Here is a 20882-nt window from a genome sequence, read left to right on the forward strand (position 1 = left end):
CCGGATGTCCAAGACCCGATCCCGCTCCACCGCGCCCACGCGGCGAGGTTCGCTGCGACTCCTGCGCGCCCTGGCATCCGCAATCGTCCTGTGCGCCTTGGTGGTCGGCCTGCCCTGGCTGCTGTGGGAGGCCACCACGGCGATCTGGGACTCGGGCAGCGACGCCTTCACCCACCTGCTCACGCGCCAGGACACCGGCAGCGCGTTCATGCTGGCCCTCTGCATCGTCGGATGGATCAGCTGGGCCAGCTTCGTACTGTCCCTGCTGCTGGAGATCCCCGCGCAGCTCCGCGGCCGCAGTGCCCCGCGCCTGCCCGGGCTGGGCGTCAGTCAGCGCGCCGCCGCCACCCTCGTCGGCGGCATCCTGATGCTCTTCACCACCAGCACCGCGCTCGCCTCGGCCGCCACCCCCGCCCAGGCCGTCCCCACAGTTTCTGCCAGCCACGCACCCGGCCACGCCGCCCATACCGCAACGCCGCCGACCGACCAGAGCGCCGACCCCGCTGCCACACGGGCGTCGACGGCCGATCCGGCGCAGCAGACCTACACCGTGCGCGACACCCGCCCCGCGGAGAGCCTGTGGAGCATCGCCGAGGACCTCTACGGCGACGGCGCCCTCTACACGAAGATCGCCGACGCGAACGAAGGCCGCCGCATGGCCGACGGCAACACCTTCCACGCCAACGCGCCGATCCAGCCCGGTTGGGTCCTTCACGTGCCCGACATGCCGACCGCCGGCCCGAGCACCCAGACCGACCACACCCAGCCCGCCGACGCCGGCGCGACGTCGTACACCGTGCGCTCCGGTGACACGATGTGGGGCATCGCCGAGGACGAACTGGGCGACGGCAGTAAGTACACGGAGATCTTCGACGAGAACCGGGGAGCCTCACAGCCCGGCGGCACTGCCCTGACCGACCCGGACGAGATCCGCCCCGGGCTCAAGCTGGACATCCCGCACGCGACCGCCCCGTCCGACCAGCCGGACGGCCGCACGGACAGCGGCGAGACGCCGTCCCACAGCGACGAGCGCGCCGACACCGACCACGACCAGGCCGACGACACCGCGCCGGACGAGGGGGACACCGGGGCCGCGCCGCGCGAGTCCGCCCACCCCGACGACCAAGCGGCCACCCCCGCGACTCCGACGCCGCACGCCACCGAGCACGACCAGGGCGAGCAGGCCCCACCCGCGGCGTCCCCGACGCCTGAGGCAAAGAAGCCGTCGGCCACGCCGTCCGCGTCCGCCTCGGCGCAGCCGTCAACTCCCGCCCCATCCACATCGACCACGCCGGACACCGCCACGCCAGCCCCGGAAGCCACCGGCGAATCAGACGAGGCGCCGGTCGGCGTAGGCGAGGCGGCCGGCATCGGCCTGCTGCTCGCCGGCTCCCTGATCGCCACCGTAGGGGTCAAGCGGCTGCTGCAGCGCCGCCGTCGGCGCCCGGGCGAGACGATCGCCATGCCGGAAGAGCCGGGCCGTCTGGAACAGGTCCTGGAGGCGGGCGCCGAGCCGGAGGCCGTCGACCTCCTGGACGCCGCGCTGCGCACCCTGGCCCATCACGCCGCCGAGCAAGGCCGCCCGCTGCCCGCTATCCGCGGCGCCCGGGCCACCTCCCGCGCCGTCGACCTCCTCATCGACCACGACCCCGCACCGGAGACTCAGCCCCCGATCCCGTTCACACAGGCCTCCGACGGGCGCTGGACGCTGGACGCGGCGCACCCCCTGCTCGACGCCGACCAGGCCCGCGACACCCCGGCCCCCTACCCGGGCCTGGTCACCCTTGGCACCCACCCCGACGACGGCAGCCACCTGCTCCTCAACCTCGCCACCGTGCGCGTGCTGCTCCTCGACGGTGACGCCACCGCCGTCCGCGACACCGCCCGCGTCATCGCCCTGGACGCGGCCACCAGCACGTGGAGCGACCACGCCGAAATCCTCACCGTCGGTCTGGACACCGAACTGCCCGCACGACTGCCCAAGGGACGCCTGCGCACGGTGCCGCACCTTCGCGCCGCCCAAAGCGACCTGGGCGACCTGCTCCTCACCCACCACCAGCACGCCCCCGCAGAAGGCGACGAGCAGCCGGACCCGCTGCCGTGGATGCTGATCTGCGCCGCAGAGACCACCACACCGGACGAGGCCCGTCACCTCGCCGACGCGCTCACCGCGGCCCGGCACCTGCCGGTCGCCCTGGTGCTGCCCGCCGAGGGCGCCAGCGACGCCTTCCCCGACGCCGTACGCCTGACCGTCGGCTCCGACACACCCCAGCACCTCGACGTCCTGGACAGCGACCTGATCGTGCAGTACATGACCGACGAGGAGTACCGCGAGTTCCTCGAGGTCCTGCAGACCGCCGACGAGCCGGCCCGCTCCGCCGAGGGCCCCTGGCAACTCGTCCCGCCCGTCAGCCTCGACAAACCGGCCGAGCCAAGCAGCCCGCCCGCCCCGCCGTACCTCGCATCGCCCACCGCCGTACCGGACGCACCCTTCACCGCGCTGTCTGGCGCCGCGCCCCCCGCCTCCGTGCGCATCCTGGCACCGGTGCCTCCGCCAGACCACTCCGCCGACGACCCCGACGCCCCCGCCCCGACCACAGCAGACGCCCGTGAGCTCTCCGAACCTGCGGAACTCGAGGAGGAGCCGGCCGACGCCATCGACCTGCACGCCCCCGAAGTCCAGGTCCTCGGCCCCGTCAGCGTCACCGGCATCGAGGCCTCCGGCCACGGCCTGAGAATCTCCCTGCTCGCCGCGCTGCTGTACTTCAAGCCCGGCTGCAGCACGGACACTGCACGCGAGGCCATGGACCCGCGCAACCCCTGGAGCAAGACCACGCTGCAGACCCGCATCTCTGAACTGCGCAACCGCCTGGGCAACGACGCGGACGGCAACCTCTACCTGCCCCGCGACCGCACCGGTACCTACCGCCTGTCACCCAAGGTCCGCTGCGACTGGACCCGCTTCACCCAGCTCGCCGAGCGCGGCCTGCATAAGGGCCCCACCACCGGCATCGCCGACCTGGAGGCCGCCCTCGCACTCGTCCGCGGACGACCCTTCGCCGGCACCGACCCCACCTGGGCCGCCACCCGCATCCAGGAAATGCTCGTCCGCATCGTCGACGTCGCACACACCCTGGCCACCTGGCACCGCACCGCCCCCCGCCCCGACATCGAGGCGGCACGCCGCGCCGTACGCATCGGCATCGACGTCGACGACAGTGCTGAAATCCTCTACCAGGACTGGATGCTCCTCGAAGACGCGGCAGGCAACCGAGACGGTGTACGCACCGCATACGACACCATCCGCGACCTCAACCGCCGTCTCGACGTCGAAATGGAAGCCGAGACTGATCGCGTCTTCGACGCGATCATGAGCCGGAGCGCGTAACCGGAAGGGCCGCAGCGCAATGAACCGCGCCTACGACGAGACGTACGACGCACTGCTCGCCCTGGCTGCACGCCTCGACGCCCAACGGCGGATGCCGGACGGCTCGGTTGATGCCCACGCCACCGCGGCCATGCACGCGGCCCGGTTCGCCGCGTCCATCCTGCGGCCGCGCGTACCGGAGGCGGCCCCGCTGCCGTTCGCCCACAGCACCGAGCGCCTCCTTGAGCTGACCCGGGTCTGGCGCGAGGCGGCACTCGAGGATGGTGAGTTTGCCCCGACCACACCGGTTTTGACGCTCATCGAAGGCGAGAAAGGTCGCACATGATCATTGACCCCTTGCCGGCCAGGGGCACTTACCCAGGCAGGAGAGCGGGGCTCTCCTGCCGAGCGACTACGCCACAGGCGGCAGACACGGCATAGTCGGAGTACCACACGATTGAGGAGCACCGCGCGATGACCTCCGCCGCAGCGCATCCGGCCCCGCCGACGCGGAACCCGTACCGCATCGAGGCTGACGAGGGTCCCCAGACCATTGGCGAGCTCAAGGCCGCTCTCGGCGCAGTCGACCCGGCCGAGCTCGCCGCGTTCACCGCCCGCCTCGACGCGGTCCGCACCACCGACACGGCTGCCCTCGAAGCCGTGCGCGCCCTGGTCACCGAGTACCGGCATGTGTGGGTACTGCGCACCCATCCCGACATTCAGCGCGCCATCGAAGCCTCCACTGACCCTCACGCGCGCACCTACAGCGCCGACGACGTCCTCGACGGCGGGCACGCGTGAGCGACGAACCACCCCTGCACCGCGTGACGTTCACAAAGGCTGGTAGCCCGGCCGGGGCGGGCACGACCGCCGGTCAGTCTTCCCCAGCAACCGGCCCGGCCTCGTTGGTCAGGTAGGTGTCCTGCAGCTGCGCCGCCCCGACGCCGTACCCGTGTGGCTTCCCGCACAGAGCGGATCCTGTAGCTGGCCGGCAACTGATGGGAGGCCGCGCTCGGCCTCGGCAACTTCCACCCTGGCCGAGCAAACACGCCCGGCAGGGGAGGGGACCCGTGACGGCCCCGCCGGGCCCAAGAGAGGGGGGAGGAGGACGCGGGTACTAGGGTCCACTCGGTGGAACAGCTGCTGATCATCGTGGCCGCTGCCCTGTGGGGCGGCGGCACAGGCCTGCTCATCCCCAGAGCGGCGTACCGGTTCTCCGTCGCTCCGGACGATCCGTGGCAGGCAGCGTGTCCCGCCGGGCACCCGATCACCGGCCTCGGACAGGGATGGATCGGACGAGCCCGGTGCGCCGACGGAACCCCGTACGGCCCCAACACCCCGCTCCTCGCCGCGATCACCGCCCTTATCTGCGCCACCCTCGCCGGTGCCACCGGTATCCGGCCCGAACTCGGCGTCTGGTTGCTGCTCGCACCCATCGGAGTCCTGCTCGCGACCGTCGACCTTGCAGCACACCGACTGCCGGACGTCCTGACCCTGCCGCTCGCCACAGCCGCGCTCACCCTGCTCGCCGTGACCACGCTGCTGCCCGGCGCAGAGGGGCGCTGGACGACCGCGCTGCTCGGCTCCCTCGTACTCGCAGTCGGCTACTTTGCTCTCTTCCTGATCAGTCCCAAAGGCATCGGCTTCGGCGATGTGAAGCTCGCCATCGGGCTGGGCGCCGTCCTGGGCTGGTATGGCTGGGCCATCGTCCTCGTCGGCACCTTCGCCGGGTTCCTGCTCGGTGCGCTGTACGGTGTCGGTCTCATCCTCGCTCGCCGCGCCAGCCGTACGACCAGCATTCCCTTCGCCCCGTTCCTGCTTGGCGGAGCCCTCATCGGGATACTCCTAGGCACCCAATGAATGAACACGAGGCAGGAGCCTTAGCAGCCATGCTGGTCCAGGATCTGCCGTGACTGACTGTCCAGCCCCTTCATGGGCTTAGTGGCGAACTGGTACGCAGGGCCCACGTGCAGCTCGGGCACCTCCTTGACCAGAGAGAAGAGGGTCAGCGCGTTCTGGTCGGAATCGAGCTCGACACCGGCTTCACGCGGTGCGTAGGGAGTGCCGGCGAGACAGGAGGCGAACTGGGTGTCGTAGCGGTCCCAGGGATGCGGATACATTGCGTCCGAGAGCTTGGGCGCTGCCCAGATGACCGCGCAGGCGACGGCGCTGGCGGCCACGAGCTGCCAGGCGTACAGCCCATGGCGCGTCATGAACCGGCGGGCAAGGAAGAAGACCGCGTACCCGGGTACCAGTATCCCGGCGACGATCACGACGGACGCGATGGTCCGATCGTCGTGCCACAGCCGGGAGCTGATCGCAAAGCTCGCGGCAGCCACGAAGCCTGCCAAGCCGGCGCACCCAGCGACCCCCGCGGCGGGCGGCGAGTAGTCGACTTCGCCGTACACGTTGCGTGGTGTGTCCAGACGCCGCGTGAGGACTGAAAGCGCCACGGTTTCCCCCGGATCGGATGATGTGACCTGCCGGTGAGACCGTACCCGCCCGCGAGGTGCACGCACGTCGTGAGCAGCCGAACCATACCGACGCCGCAGCGGCCTCGGCGCCGGCTGGCCTGGCAAGGCCGATGGCTGTCGACAGCGGATGTCGATTACCACGGAACTCCGTCTACGTGCCTTCGAGGGCTGGCGGCTGGCCCAACAGCCAGGCGTGCGCGGCTTCAACGGAGTTCGTCGAGTGGGCGAACCGCGCGCCGGGCTGGAAGTACGCGTCGGCCAGGGCCTGCCAGCCACCTGCTTTTCGTTCAGCCGCCTGGAAGGCGCTGGCCAGGTTGTTCGCGACCTCGATGTAGGCAGGGGAGTCGGGGGAGACCCATGCGTCGACGACAGTTCGCACTATCTCGATCAGGGGCTCGTGCAGGCGTTTCGGCTTGTCGGCCAGGTCGACGCCCAGGCCCCAGGTCAGGCTGCGCATGGCGACGGTCTCCCAGGTGTCCTCGCCGCCGGCGTACAGCCGCCCGCTTCGCATGACGCCGGAGCGTTCGTACTCCAGCTCGGCGTGGTGCCGGGCTAGGCGGTACAGGGCAACGAGGAGGGACGCCACGGCTTTTGGGCCGGCGTCGAGGAAGGCGGACCGCAGTTGGTCGAGGTCCTCCGCAGGGGCGGGCACGACGGCCCGCAGGGGGCCTCGCTCTGCCTCCAGCTCGTCGAGCGGCGTCGGCTCGTCTCCGCGCTGCGCGGACGCCGTGCTGAGGTAGAGCGCCCGTCCGACGGCGTACCAGCCGCAGTCACGGGCATCGACGACCCGGAACGGATAGGGGGCGTCGTCGGGCATCTCGTCGGCCTCGCCGCCGTCCTGCGCCACCGCGCCGCGCAGGCTCGCATGCGCCTTCGCCGTCTGGGCGGTGGGCTGGGCCTCCCCGGTCAGGATCTGGCTGGCGGTCTCCATCGTCAGGGCCTGGACGGTGACGTGCCGGTCGGTGATCGGCGGGTACCGGGTCGCGAGCGCGGCCAGGATCGCGGTCGCCGCGTGCCGCAGGAAATCGTGCAGGGTCTGCGTCGTCCAGCGGCGCCGGGCCGTCACCTGCGCGAGCAGCATGCCAGGTCGGTGCCCGGCCAGCGGAGCCATCCCCGATTCCTGAGTCGGCCGAGGCCCCCAGACCTCGGCGCGTCCCCGGTACCAGCCCGCGTTCGGGTCGACCAGGTAGTCCACAGAGTCCGCGATCACCTGGGCGGCCTCCAGGCCCTCCGGCCCGGGCGGCAACATGGTGACCACCAGCAGTGGGGCGGTGAAGAGTTCGGTGCCCTCACTCAGTCCCAGCGGATCGTCCGCCATCGGCACCTCGGCCGGCGGCGGGCTACCGGCGGCGGGTTCGCCGCGCGAATCCACCACGACGGCGGCCTCGTCGTACGACAGACCCAAAGCCGCCATCTCCGCGCGGATCTTCAGCTTCCTCTTACGGTCTCGCGTCATGCCCAGTCCCAGACTGCGCCACGTCCCACGCACGCGTCGCACCGGTGACAGCAGACGAGCACACCACACGCGATTCCGAGAACCTTGCCCGGATCACCGGGGCGCGGGCGTGGGCCGCGTGCCCCCTGCGGGCTCCGGCGTACGTGCACGCCGCGCCGCCACCCTACCGGCTACAGCCTGACACCGATGACGGCGTGACGAGCGCAGCGGCCGCATCCCCTCGAAGCCGCCCGCGTGGCCAACCGGGCGTGCCAGTCGCAGCTGACGAGCTCGCGGCGGCCTACGTGCCGGAAGTAAAGAGCCCGTCCTCCGATCGTCGGAGGACGGGCCGAGGGGGCATAGACGCCTACATCATGCAGTGGCATCGGGAAGGTTGAACTCGCCTTTGCCGGCGCCGTCGAGGAAGCACTCCCATACGTGGCGGGTCAGGACGAAGGGCGGGTTGCTCAGATCCTCGTTGTCGCGGAGGGCAACGCGGCCGTCGGGCAAGAAGGCCACCTCAAGGCACCCTCCTTGGCCGCTGGACGCAGAGGCCTTGAACCAGTCCAGGTCTGGCAGGAAGTCGGGCTGTGCGGGATGCCCGGTGCTGCTGGTCATTGCTTCTCCTCTGCGGCGTGGTGGAGCAGCGCCGCGGTCTCTTCGGGATCAAGGGCCTTGGCCTGGAGCAAGCCGAACGAAGTCGTGAAACGTCGCACATCGGGCTTCTTCTCCAAATAGAGATTCCCGACAGGGCTGTCGACATAGACAACCGGGTCGGACTCCTCGAACTCGAGGAGGGAGAACGCCCCGGCAAGGCCCGAATGCGCCCCCTTGGCGATGGGGACGATCTGCAGCGTCACGTTGGGCATGGCGGCTACCTCGATCAGGTGGCCGATCTGCTCACGCATGACGTCCGGTCCGCCAACAGGCCGGCGGATCACTTGCTCATCGAGGATCGCCCACAGTTCCAGCGGGTCCCGGTCCCCGGGCAAGAGAAGCTCTTGCCGCTTTGTCCGTACCGACACCAGGTCCTCGATGTCGTGCGGCCGATTGCCCGGGTGAGCTGACATCACCGCGCGGGCGTAGTCGGGAGTCTGTAGGAGCCCGTGGACCAGCACGGGCTCCCAGGCACGTTCGACGCGTGCGTCGGTTTCCAGCCCCAACAGCACTTCGAGGCCGCTCGGCAGAATCTCCCGGTAGGCGTCCCACCATCCCGGCTGTTCCGAGTCGGTGAGCATGCTGAGCAGCGCGAGTACCTGGCGCTCTTCTGAGACGCCGTACAGCTCACAGAGCTTGGCGATCTCATCGGGCTTCGGCTTGACCCGTCCGCTGCCGGTCTCCATACGGCTGATCCGGGTTTCGGAGCACTGCAGATGCGCCGCTGCGTCGGCGACCAGGAGCCCGCGGGCCTTGCGCAGGCGCCGGAGCTCGGCGCCGAGCTGGCGCTTGTTGACCGTGGGTGTCCTCGGCTGAGTAGCCATGCGTCGCCGCCCCCTTCCCCTCCGTCGCTTGCCCTGCGCTTGCGCACTTGCCTGCCCATAGTTTGCCGCACGGTCCCTGTGAGCTGCACACATAGCAGGTCATCCCTCTCCGAGTATTCCGCACGCACGTTCGTAACTTGCTAGGAATTTGCTGCGCACTTGCGCAGACAGTGCGCATGGCGTCACTCTAGAGGCAGTTGGACACGTCAGGTAGCGGCCCAATCGCTGCGTGTCGATCAGTGGCCGTCGGGTGATCGGAAGCGCTCATGACACCGTTCGTGCAGGCCACAGGCTCGGAACCGACGGTGTCCACGCTGCTGTCGGCGTCCGTCGATGTCCGTGCCGAGGTGCTTGATCCCCTGCGGATGAGTCCCGAGCAGACCCTCCGTCTGACCGGGTCCGCCTGTGCCCGGTGTGGCGGGACTGACGACTTGCGCCCAGGCGGCCTGGCCTACACGGCCAGCGGTCCGGATGGTCGCGGCCGCCTGGCGTGGCATGTCCAGGTCTGTCGGCACCACGCCGCTACGGGAGGCACGTGGTGAGCTCCGGGGCTGCAGTTCCGATCGAGACCGTCGGCACCATCGCCGACGCCCCGAGCGTCGTGCTCTACACGTGCACCTTCACGTCGCAGGTCGCGGCTCATGCGCTGGCGGCCCTCCGCGACTTCGCCGTGTACCAGGGCTGGACGGTCGTACATGAGGTGTATGACCTCGCGCCGCTCGACTCACCGCGGCGTCGCCGCACTGGCTGGCGGACCGTGGAGCATGCCCTTTCCCGCGGTGATGCCTCCGGCCTGCTCGCGCCCGCCGAACAGGAGATCGCCTGGTACCCCGGTGACCGCATGGCGCTGCGGACATGGCTGCTCAGCGTGCCCGCATTCGCCGCGTACCCACAGGCCGGGCCGCGCAGCCTGGCTCTCACGTCCTCCGAGGGTGGCGCTGAAACGGCATCGTCTGTCATCGGCGCCCCTGTCGACCGCCAGTGGTCCCGTTCGTATCTGCTCGCTCCCAGGAGCCTGAGGCGCATCAGGTCAGAGGCCTTCACCCACCTGACGATCCTGGGATGGCCCGGCGACATCGTCGCGGCAGTCGAAGTGCTGGCCCGGCTCGCGTGCAACGCCATCGACCATGGCAAATCGAGCGAGCCTGCCGGGCAGATGGACGTGCTCCTGGCCGTGACCGAGGCCGACGAACTGCGCATAGACGTCCGGGACCCATCCCCCGACTTCCCCGACAGCCAGGCCGCCATCGGCGGCGAGAAAGGGGGCGGCCTGCGGGAGGTACGCCTGCTCGGCGCCGAGGTGACTTGGAGCCTTGCCGCAGACGGCCACAGCAAGACCGTCCGCGCCCTCCTGACGCCAGGGGAGGCTCAGTGATCATCGCGGTCGAGTACCAGGCCAATGTCCACGAGCTCTTGCCCGTGGATACCGACCTGACCGGGGCTGTCATTGAACGCGTCCTTGACCCTCGCGAGCCGCGGATGGATCGAGAGGAGTCCGCACTCCTCGCGCTGCTCTTGCGTGGTCACCTCGCCGTGCTCGTACCCGAGTTGAAGGACGCGCTGGAAGCCGCCTCCCGGAAGAACGAAGACCTGCACGCCCAAGCTCAGCGCAGCCTCGACGAGGCCGCGTACCTCCTTGCCGCACGGCCCATCTACACCGCGCGCGGCACGGTAGCCGTGGTTCCCCTCGCTCGCTGTTGCCGCGACCTCCACCGTCACTACGCGGCGAGCTCCCCCCTGCCCCCAGAGGACGTGATGACGACGACAGCCGTACAGACGCCTCGCCCGGCCCTCCGCCGCGGCGGGGACGTGATGAACGAACGCATCAAGATCGCCCCCCGACGCGGCACGAGACCGCCCCGGGCCGAGGATGCGTGCCGAGTGGGTGCCATGCGTCGGGTCACTGCCGCTCGCCTGCGGTACTGCGGGCTTGAAGCGCTCGCCGAGGACGTGATGACCATCGTGTCTGAACTGCTCACCAACGCGGTACTGCACAGCGGCACCACGGAGATCAGCCTGAACCTCGAGGTCCGGGACGGCTTCCTGCGCATCGTCGTCATCGACGGCATGCCGGGCCACGCCAACGCCTCGCGCAAGCCTGTCGAAGACAACGCCGAAGCAGGGCGTGGGCTCGCGCTCGTCGAGGCCCTGGCCAAAGAGCACGGCGGCGCCTGGGGCACCAGCGACGACGGCACAGAGACCTGGTGCAGCCTCGCCGTGCCAGATGGAGACCGGCCGTGACCGCCCCGGCAGAGGTCCCGGCCTGGACACACCCCGTACGGGCTGCTGTGCTTCCCTTCGACGCCGACCGGCTCCGCTGGGTGCTGAACAAGGTCCAGACGTGGAAGCCGTACATCGACGGCTCGTTGCTCGACGACCTCGCGGCCGTGCTCGACGACTACACGCCAAGCGAGGACGAGATCGGCGAGAGCGCGATGCGACTGCGCGGGCACCTGATGCGGCTCGTGAACCTTGCCGTGACCGCCAATGTCGTTGATCAGGACAAGCAGGTCGGCGAACTCGTAGAGAAGGCACGCGCCGTCCGGTCGCAGGACCTGCCGGCAGACCCCCTGAAGGCCGTCGGGTACGTCCGTCAGATGGGCTGGACCCTCGACGCACTGCTCGAACGCCTGGTGGCGAACCAGTGCCTGAAGGAGGAGTCGTGATCGTCCCTCCACTGCCGTACAGCCCGTACGCACCAACCAGAAAGAGGGACCGTTCAGTGCGTTCCGCGACCGGGCTGGGCCCGGCCCCCTTCATCACCGCGAGGGAGGGGGAGGACGCAGCGCCGGCGGACGACCTGGTCATCCTCAATCCCGAACGCTGGCCCACGATCCACTACTGGGACGAGGATCCCAGGGACCGGCCCTTGCAGCGGGCAGGGCTGAGCGTGCTGTGGGCGCGGTGCTGGCTCAACCCCTTGGACGACCGGGGCATGCCGATGGGTGCACCCGTGTGGAAGGACATGCACCCCTACCGGCAGATGGGGACGATGCTTGGCCTGCGGTGTCAGGTCTGCGCGGGGCCGGCGAAGACTCCTCTTGGGTACGTCTTCCTCGCCGGGCCGAAGGACCAGGACCCCGCGCAGCCGACGTTCGACACGAACCAGCCTCCGGTGTGCCCGAAGCACGCCCGCTCGGCTGCCGCTCTCTGCCCGCACATGGAGAAGAACCCCATGGTCTTCCTCGTGCAGGCGGGCGACGCCCCCTTGTACGGCGTGCACGGCACCGTCTACGGCCTCAACGCGAGCAGCGAGGTGGTCGTCGTTGCGACGCCGGACCACGCCCTGCCCTTCGGACACCCCAACATAGCCACCACGGTCGCGTCGCAGCTGATCCGCCGACTGACCTCGTTCCGTGTCCTCGGTATCGATGAGCTGACGCAGGAGTTGACGGCGCTCGCCACATGAAGCCCCTGTCCGGTGACCCGGACTCACCTCCACTACGCGGCAGCGAACTCCCTTCCCACGCAAGCGGGCCCGTGACCTGTCACCAGGCGGCCCTCACACGAGACGAGGCTTTGGTGTACGTAATGCGTCTGGCCACCGACGACGACCGGGCGGTGGTCCACGGACTCCTCCGAGCTCGCGATGACTGGTCGTGTCAGCGCGGCCTGTTACCCGCGGACGGCATGGCCATCCGTGTGCTCGTCGGGGATGTCGACGACGACATGGCTCTGATGCTCCTTGCAGAGGACGACGCCGTCGTGGGCTGCATGGCCATCTACGCCACCACGCCCGAGTGGGGATGGACGCCGAGCGAGCGTACGGAGGTGTCCATGAGCGTGGCTCTGATGTACACCCACCCCGACCAGCACGGGGGTCACCTGGCGCGTCTGATGACCCTGTGGGTGCTCGACTACGCCGCCCGCCGCCCCGATCCCGAGCCGAAGTGGGTGCGCTGCACGGTCCCCAACCTCCAGCTTGCACGCTACTTCCGCGACGACCTCGGCTGGAACGAGGTCCGAGTCATCGTCGACGGTCAGAGGCCGCGCCGGGTCCAGATGCAACAGCGTCCCCGTCAGATGCCCGGACTATCCGCCCTGATCACCGGTGACGGCCCGCTCCTCAAGCCCAGCGTCCCGACGCTCACCACATTCCCCGTTGCACCCCGGCAGGCATGCCAGAACCCGGACATCGTCACCAGCGACCAGGGAGGAGGCCGCCCATGACCTCACGCCCGAAGCGGCCGCTGCGGACCCGGATCGCCGAGGCGGTCATCACGACCACGCTGGCCGGGCTCATCGTCCTCGCCTTCGGCGTCGCGCTGGTCCACACGCTCTGGACCCGCTGAGAGAAGGGAGGACAACGATGACCGCCGGATCTGCGGCGTCCCAGCCCCCGCACCACCAGGGCGGACCGACCGCCGACGGCGTCCTGGAGAACCCGTGGAAGCGCTCGCAGTACCTGACGCTCCAGTACGCCACGACCGATCCCGACGTGGAGGACAAGGCGACAGCCAACGTCGGCCTGTTGCTCGTCGCGTGGGCCGTACCTGAATCGACCGCTGAGACGATCATCAGCTGTACCCGGGCCCTCATCGCCGACGCGGTGGAGACTCACGCCGGCGACCGGATCGCCGTCGCCACCGTACTGGCCGACGGCCAGGTGAGCGTCAACGTCGTGTCGGTCTCCTGCACCCAGCCTCATACAGACCTCATTGACCCGGACAGCGCCCGCGTGCTGCACAGCGTGGCCAACCAGTGGGGAGCCGGCGAGCCGAGCACGCGGTGCCTGTGCACCGACTTGGCATTGGTGGCGGAGGACTGGAAGCCCGGACGCATGTTCATCGCCCGCCCCACCAACCCCCGGCCCTTCTCCCCCGGCCCCTAGACCCGCAGGACCGTGCCCCCGTCGCGGTTCTGCTCCGAGGCGCCCCCGCCCGATTCCCCCGACTCGGTCGGGCGGGGGCGCCCTACCCCTCACCGATCACTGGAGAGCGCCATGAACACCACCCTTGACGAGCCGCCGCGCCACGGCCACGGGGGTGCGCAGTGATCGACGTCAGCACGCCCGCGAGTGCCCGGATGCACTGCTACCTGCTGGGCGGCACCGACCACTACACCGCCGACCGCCTTGCCGTCGGCGTGCTGCGGCAGCTCCATCCCGGCGCGGCCGTCCAGGCCCGGCAGGCCCGCGCGTACGCGCACAGCGCCCTCGACCGCCTCGCCCGCGACGGCATCGCCCAGCTGCTCGACCTGGGGTGCGGACTGCCCCACCGCCCCCACCTCCATGACACGGTCACGCGTCGGCAGCCGGGGGCCCGGACCGTCTACACCGACCGCGATCCGATCGTGCTCGCGCACGGCCGCATGATGCTGGAGGAGTCCGCCAACGTGCGGGTGATCAAGGCCGACCTGAGCAGGCCCGGCATCCTCCAGCACCCCGCCCTGCAGGAGCACCTCGACCTGACCGAGCCCGTCGCCGTCACCGCCGTCAACCTCCTGGAGCACCTCGACGACGACGCCGCCAGCCGCCTCCTGCGCGACCTGTCGGCCCTCGCCCCCGCCAGCGTCGTGGTCATCGCCACCCCCGTGTGCGCCGACCCCTCCCGCGCCGCTCTGATCACCCTGGCGATGGACCGGGCCGCCCACGGCGCCTGGGGCAGACTCCGCACCCCGCAGGAGGCCAAGACACTGCACCCCGCGCTGAGTTCGGGTCTCATCCACGCCCCCAGCGCCCATCCCCAGCTCGCCACCGCGCTGATCGCCACCACTGAGCTGTAGAGCCCCGCTGCCCGCGCCGTGCCGAGATCAAAGGGCGCGGGCAGCCTACGCCGGCGGTTGCGGCCTTGCCGCCGGTACCGGCCCCCTCGCGGCGCTTCCTTCGACGCCACGAGGGGGCCGGCCCTTTGGCGGCCGCACTCTCGGAGACGAAGGTCTCTGCCGCCGCCTACCGGTGGCCCCTGGGTGCGGTAACAATGGCCCGTGCTCTCGCTCGCCCGAATCCGGGCCGAGCAACGGCACCACGTACACCCCTAGGCCGAATGCATGCACGATCCGGCTGCGGCAGCCACGTCGGCGGGCTCATTCCCTGGGGTCACGGGCCCGGCGTCCGGTACGACCGTTAGCTGTGGCATGGACTTGGCTACGGCATGGGCCGATCAGGCCGCGAGCGCATCGCGGAGCTCGCGTACGGCGGCTTCTTGGTGATGATGGGCAGGGATCGCGCGGTACAGGTCCAGTGCGCGGCGGCGGACGAGCCCGCTGCGGTAGGCCTCCGGGAGACTGTCCATCACGGCGATCGTCCGCCTGCACGCCTCGTCGGGGTCACCGTCGTGGTGGACGCACGTGGCAGCGTCGATCTTCAGCAGGGAACGCGTCATCGTGCTGGTCGACGCGGACAGCTCCAGCGCCCGGGCCTGGCTCTCCCGGGCCCGGGAAGTGTCCCCGAGCGCGGTGAACGCATGGGACAGGTGGACGTGGTGCTTCTGCTCGCCGTGGGTGAACCAGGTGTCGGCCCGCGCGCCGGCGTCGAGTCGCTCCATGTACGTGTCGGCGACTGCAAGCGCGGCGCGGGCCTGCTCGGCCTGGCGGGAGAGGGCGTAGGCGCGGGCGGCGACGGCGGCCGCCAGGGTCGCTGCGGCGGTCGGCCGGTCTCCGGCGGCCTGTCGTGCCCGCTCGGCGAGTTGGGCGGCGGCTTGTGGGGCGCCGTAGTTGATCGGGACCATGGCCTCGCGTGCCCAGATCCAGGCGAGCAGCTGCTTGTCGCCGGACTCCCTGGCGGCTGTGGCGGCTGTGGCGAACCAGGCCCGGGCGTCGCGCCGGGCGCCGAGGTCGTGCAGCACGATCGCCGTCATGCCGGCCATCTGCCCGGCGGTCCGGCACACCCGAATCCGTGTGGCGACCGGCTGAGGGGTGCTCAGGAGGGGGCGGAGCTCGTCGAAGTCGGCGACGAGGTCGGCCAGGACACGGGTGGGGGCCTGACCGTGGTAGCCGTAGCCATAGGTCTCGGCGGCCGCTTCCAGGTCGGACAGGTCGGCCGGTTCGGTGTCGGCGGCGAGTGCCAGGTCCAACGACTGGCGGGTGTCGGTCAGTGTGGTGAGCGCCGTTCCGGTGAGACCGGCGGCGAGGGCGCCGCGCAGCAGCTGGCGGCGGTTCATGGGGTCGTCTCCATCGTCGGACTCCGGGTAGGGCGTCGGGTACCTGTCTTCCCAGGGTCGCGCAGCAAGTCCGAGAAGGGCACCCGGAATCCGAAGTGCGTCCGCAACTCGCTCGATGGTGTCAAGCGAGGTCACCGTCGCCTCGCCCCGAGCGATCTTGGAGACCCGTTCGGACCTCATGCCGCACGCCTCACCGATCCGGTTGAAGCTGACCCCGGCCCCGTGCGCCATGGCGAACACGACCGAGAAGTCCCGGTCGCGGACGGCATGGACGAACACCGGATCGCGCAGCAGACGGTACGGAACCTGAGCTGGTGAACGCGATAAGTCGTCCACAAGTCCCCCTGTGTTCTTGCAGCGTGACGGTGCGTCAGCACAGACGATACCCCCACGGTGGGGCCCCCATGGTGGGGGTTACCGGCCTCGACGAGAGCGGTTTCACTGGCGGACGTCAGCTGGCGTGCCGGTCCGGCCGGCCGCTGAACTCCAGTCCCTAGGAGGGGTCATGAAGTCCAAGTCCGCTGCCGCAGCCGCGGCCACCACCGCCGTCGGAACGCCGCCGGCGGAGGAGAGCCCGGTGACCACCGAGCCGGTGGTCGTCGCCGAGGACGTCGAGAACGACGACCCGTTCGTCCCCGCCTGATCCGTAGCAGTGCCCAGGGTGTTCCTCCCCGTGTCCCGCAAGGGCCGGGGAGGAACACCCCTCCCGTTTGACCGTAAGGAGGAGCTGTGCACCACGTGTACGTCGGGCCGACGCTCGCGCGGTCGGAGCCGGTGCTCTCGGAGCCGGGGGTGCGGGTGCTGCCGCCGGTCCGGCACGGGGACCTGTTCGACGCCTCGATCTGCGACGGCGACACGGCCGTGATCATCGACGGGGTGTACCACCAGGCCCCGGCGCTCAAGCACAAGGAGATCCTGCACGCGATGGGCCGGGGCGTGCAGGTGATCGGCGCGGCCAGCATCGGCGCCCTGCGGGCCGCCGAACTGGACGACTACGGGATGATCGGCATCGGCACCATCTACACCCACTACATCAACGGAGAGATCAGCGGCGACGACGAGGTCGCGGTCGGCCAGGCCCCGGACGGGGACCAGGAGGCGCTGACCTGGCCCCTGGTCAACGTGCGGCACGTTCTTCAACTGGCCCGGGCGGCCGGAATCATGGACGAGGCGCGGGCCGAGCAGCTGCTCGCCGCGCTGCGCGGCGTCTACTACCCGCAGCGCACCACGGCCGCCGTACGGGCCGTCTGCCAGCGACAGGGAGAGGCGGAGTTCGCCGGGTGGCTGGCCGAACAGCGCGAACGCGACCCGTACTTCGGCGACCTCAAGCGCCTCGACGCCCTCGCCGCCGTACGCACCGCCCTCCGCGGCCGGGGCCCGACCGGAGCCCCACCGGCGCCGACAACGTGGGATTCGCCGTACTTCTGGGGCTGGTCCAACCACTTCGCCCGCCACGTCGTGGACGGGCTGGAGCTGCCCACGCAGATGCGCGTCATCTACCAGCAGGTGTTCGACGAGGACTTCCGGGAGCGCTGGGCCGACTTCCTCGACCACCGCTCCCGGCAACCAGCACGCGGGGGCGAGGGCTTGCCGCTGCCCGAGCGTCTTCAGCGGGCCACCGGCGGTGTGCTGCCCGCGCACCGGGTGTTCCACCCGAAACTCGACCTGCGCGACGAGGCGACCCTCACCGTCCTGCTGGCGGGGGAGACCCGAGAAGACCGCGTCGCGGTCGCCCGGTACGCCGACGCACTCGCCGTGTTCCGCCGCGAGAGGCCCGGGGCCGCGTCCGTGTCCGACGACGTCGCCCGCCAGGTCCTGCTCCAGGTGTGGCACTGCCAGGCGAAGACGCTCGACGCGGAGGCGTCCGCCCGCGGCCTGATCAGCGGGGCGTACGCCGTCGAGACGGTCAAGCGGCTTGTGCCCGGCTTCCTGGCCGAGACGAGAGAAGAGACCGAGACGACGACGAGGGAGGCGGCCTGTGATGGGCGGTAACGGCCTGTTAGAGCTGCCCGGGACGGTGCGCGCCCGGGACCCGGAGCAGACCTGGGAGCTGCTGGCCGGACGGCTGACGAAGTACGGGATCACCCGGGTCGCCGACCTGACCGGCCTGGACACAATCGGGCTGCCGGTGTGGACAGCGATCCGGCCCGCCTCCCGCACCCTGAGCACGTCCCAGGGCAAGGGCGCCACCAACCTGCTGGCGAAGATCTCGGCGGTCATGGAGGCCATCGAGCTGTGGCACGTGGAACAGCCGCTGCCCGCCGCCGCACACGGCCCCGCCCAGGACATCGGCCCGCACTGCTCGCTGACCGCGCTGCCGCTGACCGTCCCGTACACCGCTGACGTGCTGGAGCGGATGGTGTGGGAGTGGACGGCGGGCAGCGGCCTGGTGAGCGGCGACAAGATGCTGATGCCCCTCGATGTGGTGCGCCGGCGGGTGCAGCGGCCGGAGTGGAGCCCGGATCTGCTGCGGGCCACCAGCACCGGCCTGGCCTGCGGGACCACCCGCGACGAGGCCCTGCTGCACGCCCTGTGCGAAGTCGTCGAACGGGATGTCCTCTACCGCGACGGCCAGTCCGGCGGACGGCGGCGCACACTGATCGCCCCCGGCACGGTCGACGACCCCTACGCCCGGGACGTCCTCGACCGTCTGACGGCGGCGCAGATGGCTGTGGAGATCGCGCTCGTGGACGGCCCGTACGGGCTGCCGGTCGCACTGGCCTACCTGTGGTCGGAGGACCTCCCGATGGTGTTCGCCGGCGGCGGCTGCCACCCCAGCCCCGCCATCGCGCTGACCAGGGCGCTGACCGAGGCCGCACAGTCACGGCTCACCCTGATCTCCGGGACACGGGACGACCTGCCGAGCGAGCCCGCCTCCACCGACCAGGTCCCCGACTTCCGCCCCGCACAGAGCACCGGCCTCGCCGACTGGCAGCAGGCTACGGCAGGTTTCGCACCCGCCCGCAGGGGCTTCGCCGACCAGGTCGCCGAGACCGCCCGGCGTATCCAGCGCGTCACCCGCCACGAGCCCGTGGCCCTGGACCTGTCCGACCCGGCCGAGCCCATCCACGCCGTGCAGGTCGTCGCTCCCGGCACCCGCTCCCGGATCACAAGGTCGATGCCCCGATGACACACCAACCCCTCCCCGCGGCCGCAACCGCCGCCGCAGCAGCACCAACCAACTCGCAGACGTCGGCGGCCGCGTTCGACACCTGGCACACCGTGCGGGCCGGCGCACCCCTCGTCACCCGCCTGTACGCCGAGGCGATGGGCGAGCGCTACCCGCACGAGGTCGCCGCGAACAGCTCGTGCGACGTGCCGCTGCTGGGACTGCTAGTCACCCGCCTGCACCTGACGCCCGGCCAGCTCCTGGTCGATGCGGGCTGCGGGAGCGGCGGGGTGGGCCTGTGGCTGGCCCGCGCTCTGTCCGCCCGCCTGGTAGGGGTCGACGTGTCGGCGTACGCCATCCAGCAAGCCACCGCCCGCACCCCTTCCTTCCTTCCGGTCGACCGTGTCGCCTTCCGTGTTGCCCAGCTGGAGGCCACCGGCCTGCCCGAGGGCTGGGCCCACGGCGTGGTGTGCGTGGACGCCTTCTCCTTCGCCGCCGACCGGACCGCCGCTCTGCGCGAACTCGGCCGCGTCCTGGCACCCGGCGGCCGTCTGGCCCTCACCCGGGCCGTACGACACGACGCCGACCCGGCCTTCGAGGAGCACGCCCGGGCCGCCGGGCTCGTACTGGAGCGCGTCGACGAACGCCCCGACGAGCCCGCGACGTGGGAGCGGCTGTTCCAGCTGTGGATCCGTCACGCGGACGCCCTCACGCGCGAGCTCGGCGACGCCGAGGCGCAGAACATGCTGGCCACCGCGAACCGCATGCTTCCCCGCCTGCCCGGCCGGCGGGCGGTCCTGCTGACGCTGCGCCGCCCTGCCGCAGGTCCTGCGGCCGATACGATGACCGTCCCCGGCCGGCACCCCGACGGAGGCCCGGCGCCGACCGAGAGGACCGATCCGTGAGCCAGCACTCCGTCCGTGCGGCGGTGTTCTCCGCCGGGTCCTGGGGCACCGCCGCAGCGGCGGTCCTCGCCGATGCCGGCACCAGCGTCGTTCTGCACGCCCGCCGCAGCGAGATCGCCGACTCGATCACCAACGACCGCCGCAACCCGGGCTACTTCCCGGACATCGAGCTGCCCGCCTCGCTGACCGCAACGACCGATCCGGCGGCCGCGCTGGCCGGTGCGGACTACCTCGTGCTGTCCGTCCCCGCGCAGTCCCTGCGCCAGTGCCTGGCGGAGTGGACGCCGTACATCGAGCCCACGACGGTCATCGTCTCGCTCATGAAGGGCATCGAGACGCACAGCCACCTGCGGGCCAGTGAGATCATCCGCGAGGTGACCGGGGTGCCCGCCGAGCGGGTCGCGGTGCTCTCCGGGCCGAACCTGGCGCGGGAGATCATGGCCCGGCAGCCCGCGGCCGCCACCATCGCCTGCACGGACGAGGCCACCGCCCGCCGGTTCCAGGCCGCCTGCCACACTCCGTACTTCCGGCCCTACACCTCCGCCGACGTGATCGGCTGCGAACTCGGCGGTGCGTTGAAGAACGTCATCGCGCTCGCCGTCGGCATCGCCACAGGCATGGGCCTGGGCCACAACGCCACATCCTTGATCATGACCCGGGGTCTGGCGGAGTGCATCCGGCTGGCCACCGCGATGGGCGCCCAGCCGGCCACCCTCTCGGGTCTGTCCGGCATGGGCGACCTGGTGGCCACCTGTTCCTCCCCGCTTTCCCGCAATCGCACCTTCGGCCACAGCTTGGGGCGCGGCCTGAGCGTCGACGAGGCCGCCGCTGAAACCCGGCAGACGACCGAAGGCGTCAAGTCGGCGGAGGCGGTCCTGGCGTTGGCTCGTGCTCACGGCGTCGACATGCCGATCACGGCCGTGGTCACCGCCCTGCTGCACGGCAAGGTCACCCTCGACGAGGCCGCTGCCGACCTGATGCAGCGGCCCCCCAAGCCCGAGTAGCGGCCTT

General features: G+C 70.8%; 22 protein-coding genes. 17 read left to right on the forward strand and 5 right to left on the reverse strand.

The window, feature by feature from the left end; all coding sequences use genetic code 11:
• Nucleotides 1–4 precede the first annotated feature (4 nt).
• The 4 genes from PBV52_RS51055 to PBV52_RS51070 all read left to right on the forward strand — a co-directional run bounded on the left by PBV52_RS51055 (nucleotide 5) and on the right by PBV52_RS51070 (nucleotide 5227).
• Nucleotides 5–3388: a LysM peptidoglycan-binding domain-containing protein gene (locus PBV52_RS51055; protein WP_274250089.1), complete on the forward strand. Its 3384-nt coding sequence runs from the start codon at nucleotides 5–7 to the stop codon at nucleotides 3386–3388.
• A gap of 19 nt (nucleotides 3389–3407) precedes the next feature.
• Entirely contained in the window at nucleotides 3408–3713 is a 306-nt protein-coding gene (locus PBV52_RS51060) for a hypothetical protein (RefSeq protein ID WP_274250090.1), read from the forward strand.
• A gap of 128 nt (nucleotides 3714–3841) precedes the next feature.
• Nucleotides 3842–4168, forward strand: coding sequence for a hypothetical protein (locus tag PBV52_RS51065; RefSeq protein WP_274250091.1), 327 nt, complete (start codon nucleotides 3842–3844; stop codon nucleotides 4166–4168).
• Nucleotides 4169–4498: 330 nt separating this feature from the next.
• Nucleotides 4499–5227, forward strand: coding sequence for an A24 family peptidase (locus tag PBV52_RS51070; RefSeq protein ID WP_274250093.1), 729 nt, complete (start codon nucleotides 4499–4501; stop codon nucleotides 5225–5227).
• Nucleotides 5228–5247: 20 nt separating this feature from the next.
• Here the strand turns inward: PBV52_RS51070 and PBV52_RS51075 are convergent, their stop codons facing one another.
• The 4 genes from PBV52_RS51075 to PBV52_RS51090 form a co-directional block, all read right to left on the reverse strand.
• Nucleotides 5248–5820, reverse strand: a complete 573-nt coding sequence (locus tag PBV52_RS51075; protein ID WP_274250095.1) for a hypothetical protein — start codon at nucleotides 5818–5820, stop codon at nucleotides 5248–5250.
• Between the two features lie 172 nt (nucleotides 5821–5992).
• Entirely contained in the window at nucleotides 5993–7297 is a 1305-nt protein-coding gene (locus tag PBV52_RS51080) for a hypothetical protein (protein WP_274250096.1), read from the reverse strand.
• A gap of 351 nt (nucleotides 7298–7648) precedes the next feature.
• On the reverse strand, nucleotides 7649–7894 hold the full coding sequence (locus PBV52_RS51085; protein ID WP_274250097.1) for a DUF397 domain-containing protein: 246 nt from the start codon (nucleotides 7892–7894) through the stop codon (nucleotides 7649–7651).
• Entirely contained in the window at nucleotides 7891–8757 is an 867-nt protein-coding gene (locus tag PBV52_RS51090) for a helix-turn-helix transcriptional regulator (protein ID WP_274250100.1), read from the reverse strand. Before PBV52_RS51090 ends, PBV52_RS51085 begins: the two co-directional genes overlap by 4 nt.
• A 538-nt stretch (nucleotides 8758–9295) precedes the next feature.
• On the opposite strand from PBV52_RS51090, the gene PBV52_RS51095 reads away from it, so the two are divergent.
• From PBV52_RS51095 to PBV52_RS51130, 8 genes are all read left to right on the forward strand, one after another.
• A complete protein-coding gene (locus PBV52_RS51095) occupies nucleotides 9296–10132 on the forward strand; it encodes an ATP-binding protein (RefSeq protein WP_274250102.1) in 837 nt (278 codons plus the stop codon).
• The gene (locus tag PBV52_RS51100; RefSeq protein WP_274250104.1) at nucleotides 10129–10998 is read left to right on the forward strand and encodes a DUF6415 family natural product biosynthesis protein; all 870 of its coding nucleotides are present in this window, start codon (nucleotides 10129–10131) and stop codon (nucleotides 10996–10998) included. Before PBV52_RS51095 ends, PBV52_RS51100 begins: the two co-directional genes overlap by 4 nt.
• Entirely contained in the window at nucleotides 10995–11423 is a 429-nt protein-coding gene (locus PBV52_RS51105; protein ID WP_274250106.1) for a DUF6415 family natural product biosynthesis protein, read from the forward strand. Before PBV52_RS51100 ends, PBV52_RS51105 begins: the two co-directional genes overlap by 4 nt.
• A 56-nt stretch (nucleotides 11424–11479) precedes the next feature.
• Nucleotides 11480–12166 carry a hypothetical protein gene (locus PBV52_RS51110; protein WP_274250108.1) on the forward strand — a complete coding sequence of 229 codons (687 nt, stop codon included), beginning with the start codon at nucleotides 11480–11482 and terminating at the stop codon, nucleotides 12164–12166.
• 221 nt (nucleotides 12167–12387) lie between these two features.
• Nucleotides 12388–12927 (forward strand): hypothetical protein, encoded by a 540-nt coding sequence (locus PBV52_RS51115; RefSeq protein ID WP_274250110.1) that lies wholly within the window; start codon nucleotides 12388–12390, stop codon nucleotides 12925–12927.
• A complete protein-coding gene (locus tag PBV52_RS51120) occupies nucleotides 12924–13049 on the forward strand; it encodes a hypothetical protein (protein WP_274250111.1) in 126 nt (41 codons plus the stop codon). Before PBV52_RS51115 ends, PBV52_RS51120 begins: the two co-directional genes overlap by 4 nt.
• 17 nt (nucleotides 13050–13066) lie before the next feature.
• A complete protein-coding gene (locus PBV52_RS51125; protein WP_274250112.1) occupies nucleotides 13067–13588 on the forward strand; it encodes a hypothetical protein in 522 nt (173 codons plus the stop codon).
• A gap of 161 nt (nucleotides 13589–13749) precedes the next feature.
• Nucleotides 13750–14481, forward strand: a complete 732-nt coding sequence (locus tag PBV52_RS51130; RefSeq protein WP_274250113.1) for an SAM-dependent methyltransferase — start codon at nucleotides 13750–13752, stop codon at nucleotides 14479–14481.
• A 377-nt stretch (nucleotides 14482–14858) separates the two neighbouring features.
• Here PBV52_RS51130 and PBV52_RS51135 read toward each other — a convergent pair whose 3' ends face one another.
• Nucleotides 14859–15857 carry a hypothetical protein gene (locus tag PBV52_RS51135; RefSeq protein WP_274250114.1) on the reverse strand — a complete coding sequence of 333 codons (999 nt, stop codon included), beginning with the start codon at nucleotides 15855–15857 and terminating at the stop codon, nucleotides 14859–14861.
• Nucleotides 15858–16362: 505 nt separating this feature from the next.
• Here PBV52_RS51135 and PBV52_RS51140 point away from each other — a divergent pair.
• The 5 genes from PBV52_RS51140 to PBV52_RS51160 all read left to right on the forward strand — a co-directional run bounded on the left by PBV52_RS51140 (nucleotide 16363) and on the right by PBV52_RS51160 (nucleotide 20875).
• Nucleotides 16363–16500, forward strand: coding sequence for a hypothetical protein (locus tag PBV52_RS51140; protein ID WP_274250115.1), 138 nt, complete (start codon nucleotides 16363–16365; stop codon nucleotides 16498–16500).
• Between the two features lie 86 nt (nucleotides 16501–16586).
• Complete coding sequence (locus PBV52_RS51145; protein ID WP_274250116.1) at nucleotides 16587–17849, forward strand: TfuA-like protein; 1263 nt, start codon at nucleotides 16587–16589, stop codon at nucleotides 17847–17849.
• Nucleotides 17839–18987, forward strand: coding sequence for a YcaO-like family protein (locus PBV52_RS51150; RefSeq protein ID WP_274250117.1), 1149 nt, complete (start codon nucleotides 17839–17841; stop codon nucleotides 18985–18987). The genes PBV52_RS51145 and PBV52_RS51150 overlap by 11 nt, the downstream gene beginning before the upstream one ends.
• Nucleotides 18984–19871, forward strand: coding sequence for a class I SAM-dependent methyltransferase (locus tag PBV52_RS51155; protein ID WP_274250118.1), 888 nt, complete (start codon nucleotides 18984–18986; stop codon nucleotides 19869–19871). The genes PBV52_RS51150 and PBV52_RS51155 overlap by 4 nt, the downstream gene beginning before the upstream one ends.
• Nucleotides 19868–20875: an NAD(P)H-dependent glycerol-3-phosphate dehydrogenase gene (locus tag PBV52_RS51160; RefSeq protein ID WP_274250119.1), complete on the forward strand. Its 1008-nt coding sequence runs from the start codon at nucleotides 19868–19870 to the stop codon at nucleotides 20873–20875. The genes PBV52_RS51155 and PBV52_RS51160 overlap by 4 nt, the downstream gene beginning before the upstream one ends.
• Nucleotides 20876–20882 lie beyond the last annotated feature (7 nt).

Source organism: Streptomyces sp. T12 (assembly GCF_028736035.1).
GTDB lineage: Bacteria > Actinomycetota > Actinomycetes > Streptomycetales > Streptomycetaceae > Streptomyces.

Excerpts from the sequence above, each read along its gene's own strand:
- PBV52_RS51055 (WP_274250089.1), top strand. The coding sequence starts at position 5 with ATGTCCAAGACCCGATCCCGCTCCACCGCGCCCACGCGGCGAGGTTCG.
- PBV52_RS51060 (WP_274250090.1), top strand. The coding sequence starts at position 3,408 with ATGAACCGCGCCTACGACGAGACGTACGACGCACTGCTCGCCCTGGCT.
- PBV52_RS51065 (WP_274250091.1), top strand. The coding sequence starts at position 3,842 with ATGACCTCCGCCGCAGCGCATCCGGCCCCGCCGACGCGGAACCCGTAC.
- PBV52_RS51080 (WP_274250096.1), bottom strand. The coding sequence starts at position 7,297 with ATGACGCGAGACCGTAAGAGGAAGCTGAAGATCCGCGCGGAGATGGCG.
- PBV52_RS51085 (WP_274250097.1), bottom strand. The coding sequence starts at position 7,894 with ATGACCAGCAGCACCGGGCATCCCGCACAGCCCGACTTCCTGCCAGAC.
- PBV52_RS51090 (WP_274250100.1), bottom strand. The coding sequence starts at position 8,757 with ATGGCTACTCAGCCGAGGACACCCACGGTCAACAAGCGCCAGCTCGGC.
- PBV52_RS51115 (WP_274250110.1), top strand. The coding sequence starts at position 12,388 with ATGGCCATCCGTGTGCTCGTCGGGGATGTCGACGACGACATGGCTCTG.
- PBV52_RS51120 (WP_274250111.1), top strand. The coding sequence starts at position 12,924 with ATGACCTCACGCCCGAAGCGGCCGCTGCGGACCCGGATCGCCGAGGCG.
- PBV52_RS51125 (WP_274250112.1), top strand. The coding sequence starts at position 13,067 with ATGACCGCCGGATCTGCGGCGTCCCAGCCCCCGCACCACCAGGGCGGA.
- PBV52_RS51135 (WP_274250114.1), bottom strand. The coding sequence starts at position 15,857 with ATGAACCGCCGCCAGCTGCTGCGCGGCGCCCTCGCCGCCGGTCTCACC.
- PBV52_RS51140 (WP_274250115.1), top strand. The coding sequence starts at position 16,363 with ATGAAGTCCAAGTCCGCTGCCGCAGCCGCGGCCACCACCGCCGTCGGA.
- PBV52_RS51150 (WP_274250117.1), top strand. The coding sequence starts at position 17,839 with ATGGGCGGTAACGGCCTGTTAGAGCTGCCCGGGACGGTGCGCGCCCGG.
- PBV52_RS51155 (WP_274250118.1), top strand. The coding sequence starts at position 18,984 with ATGACACACCAACCCCTCCCCGCGGCCGCAACCGCCGCCGCAGCAGCA.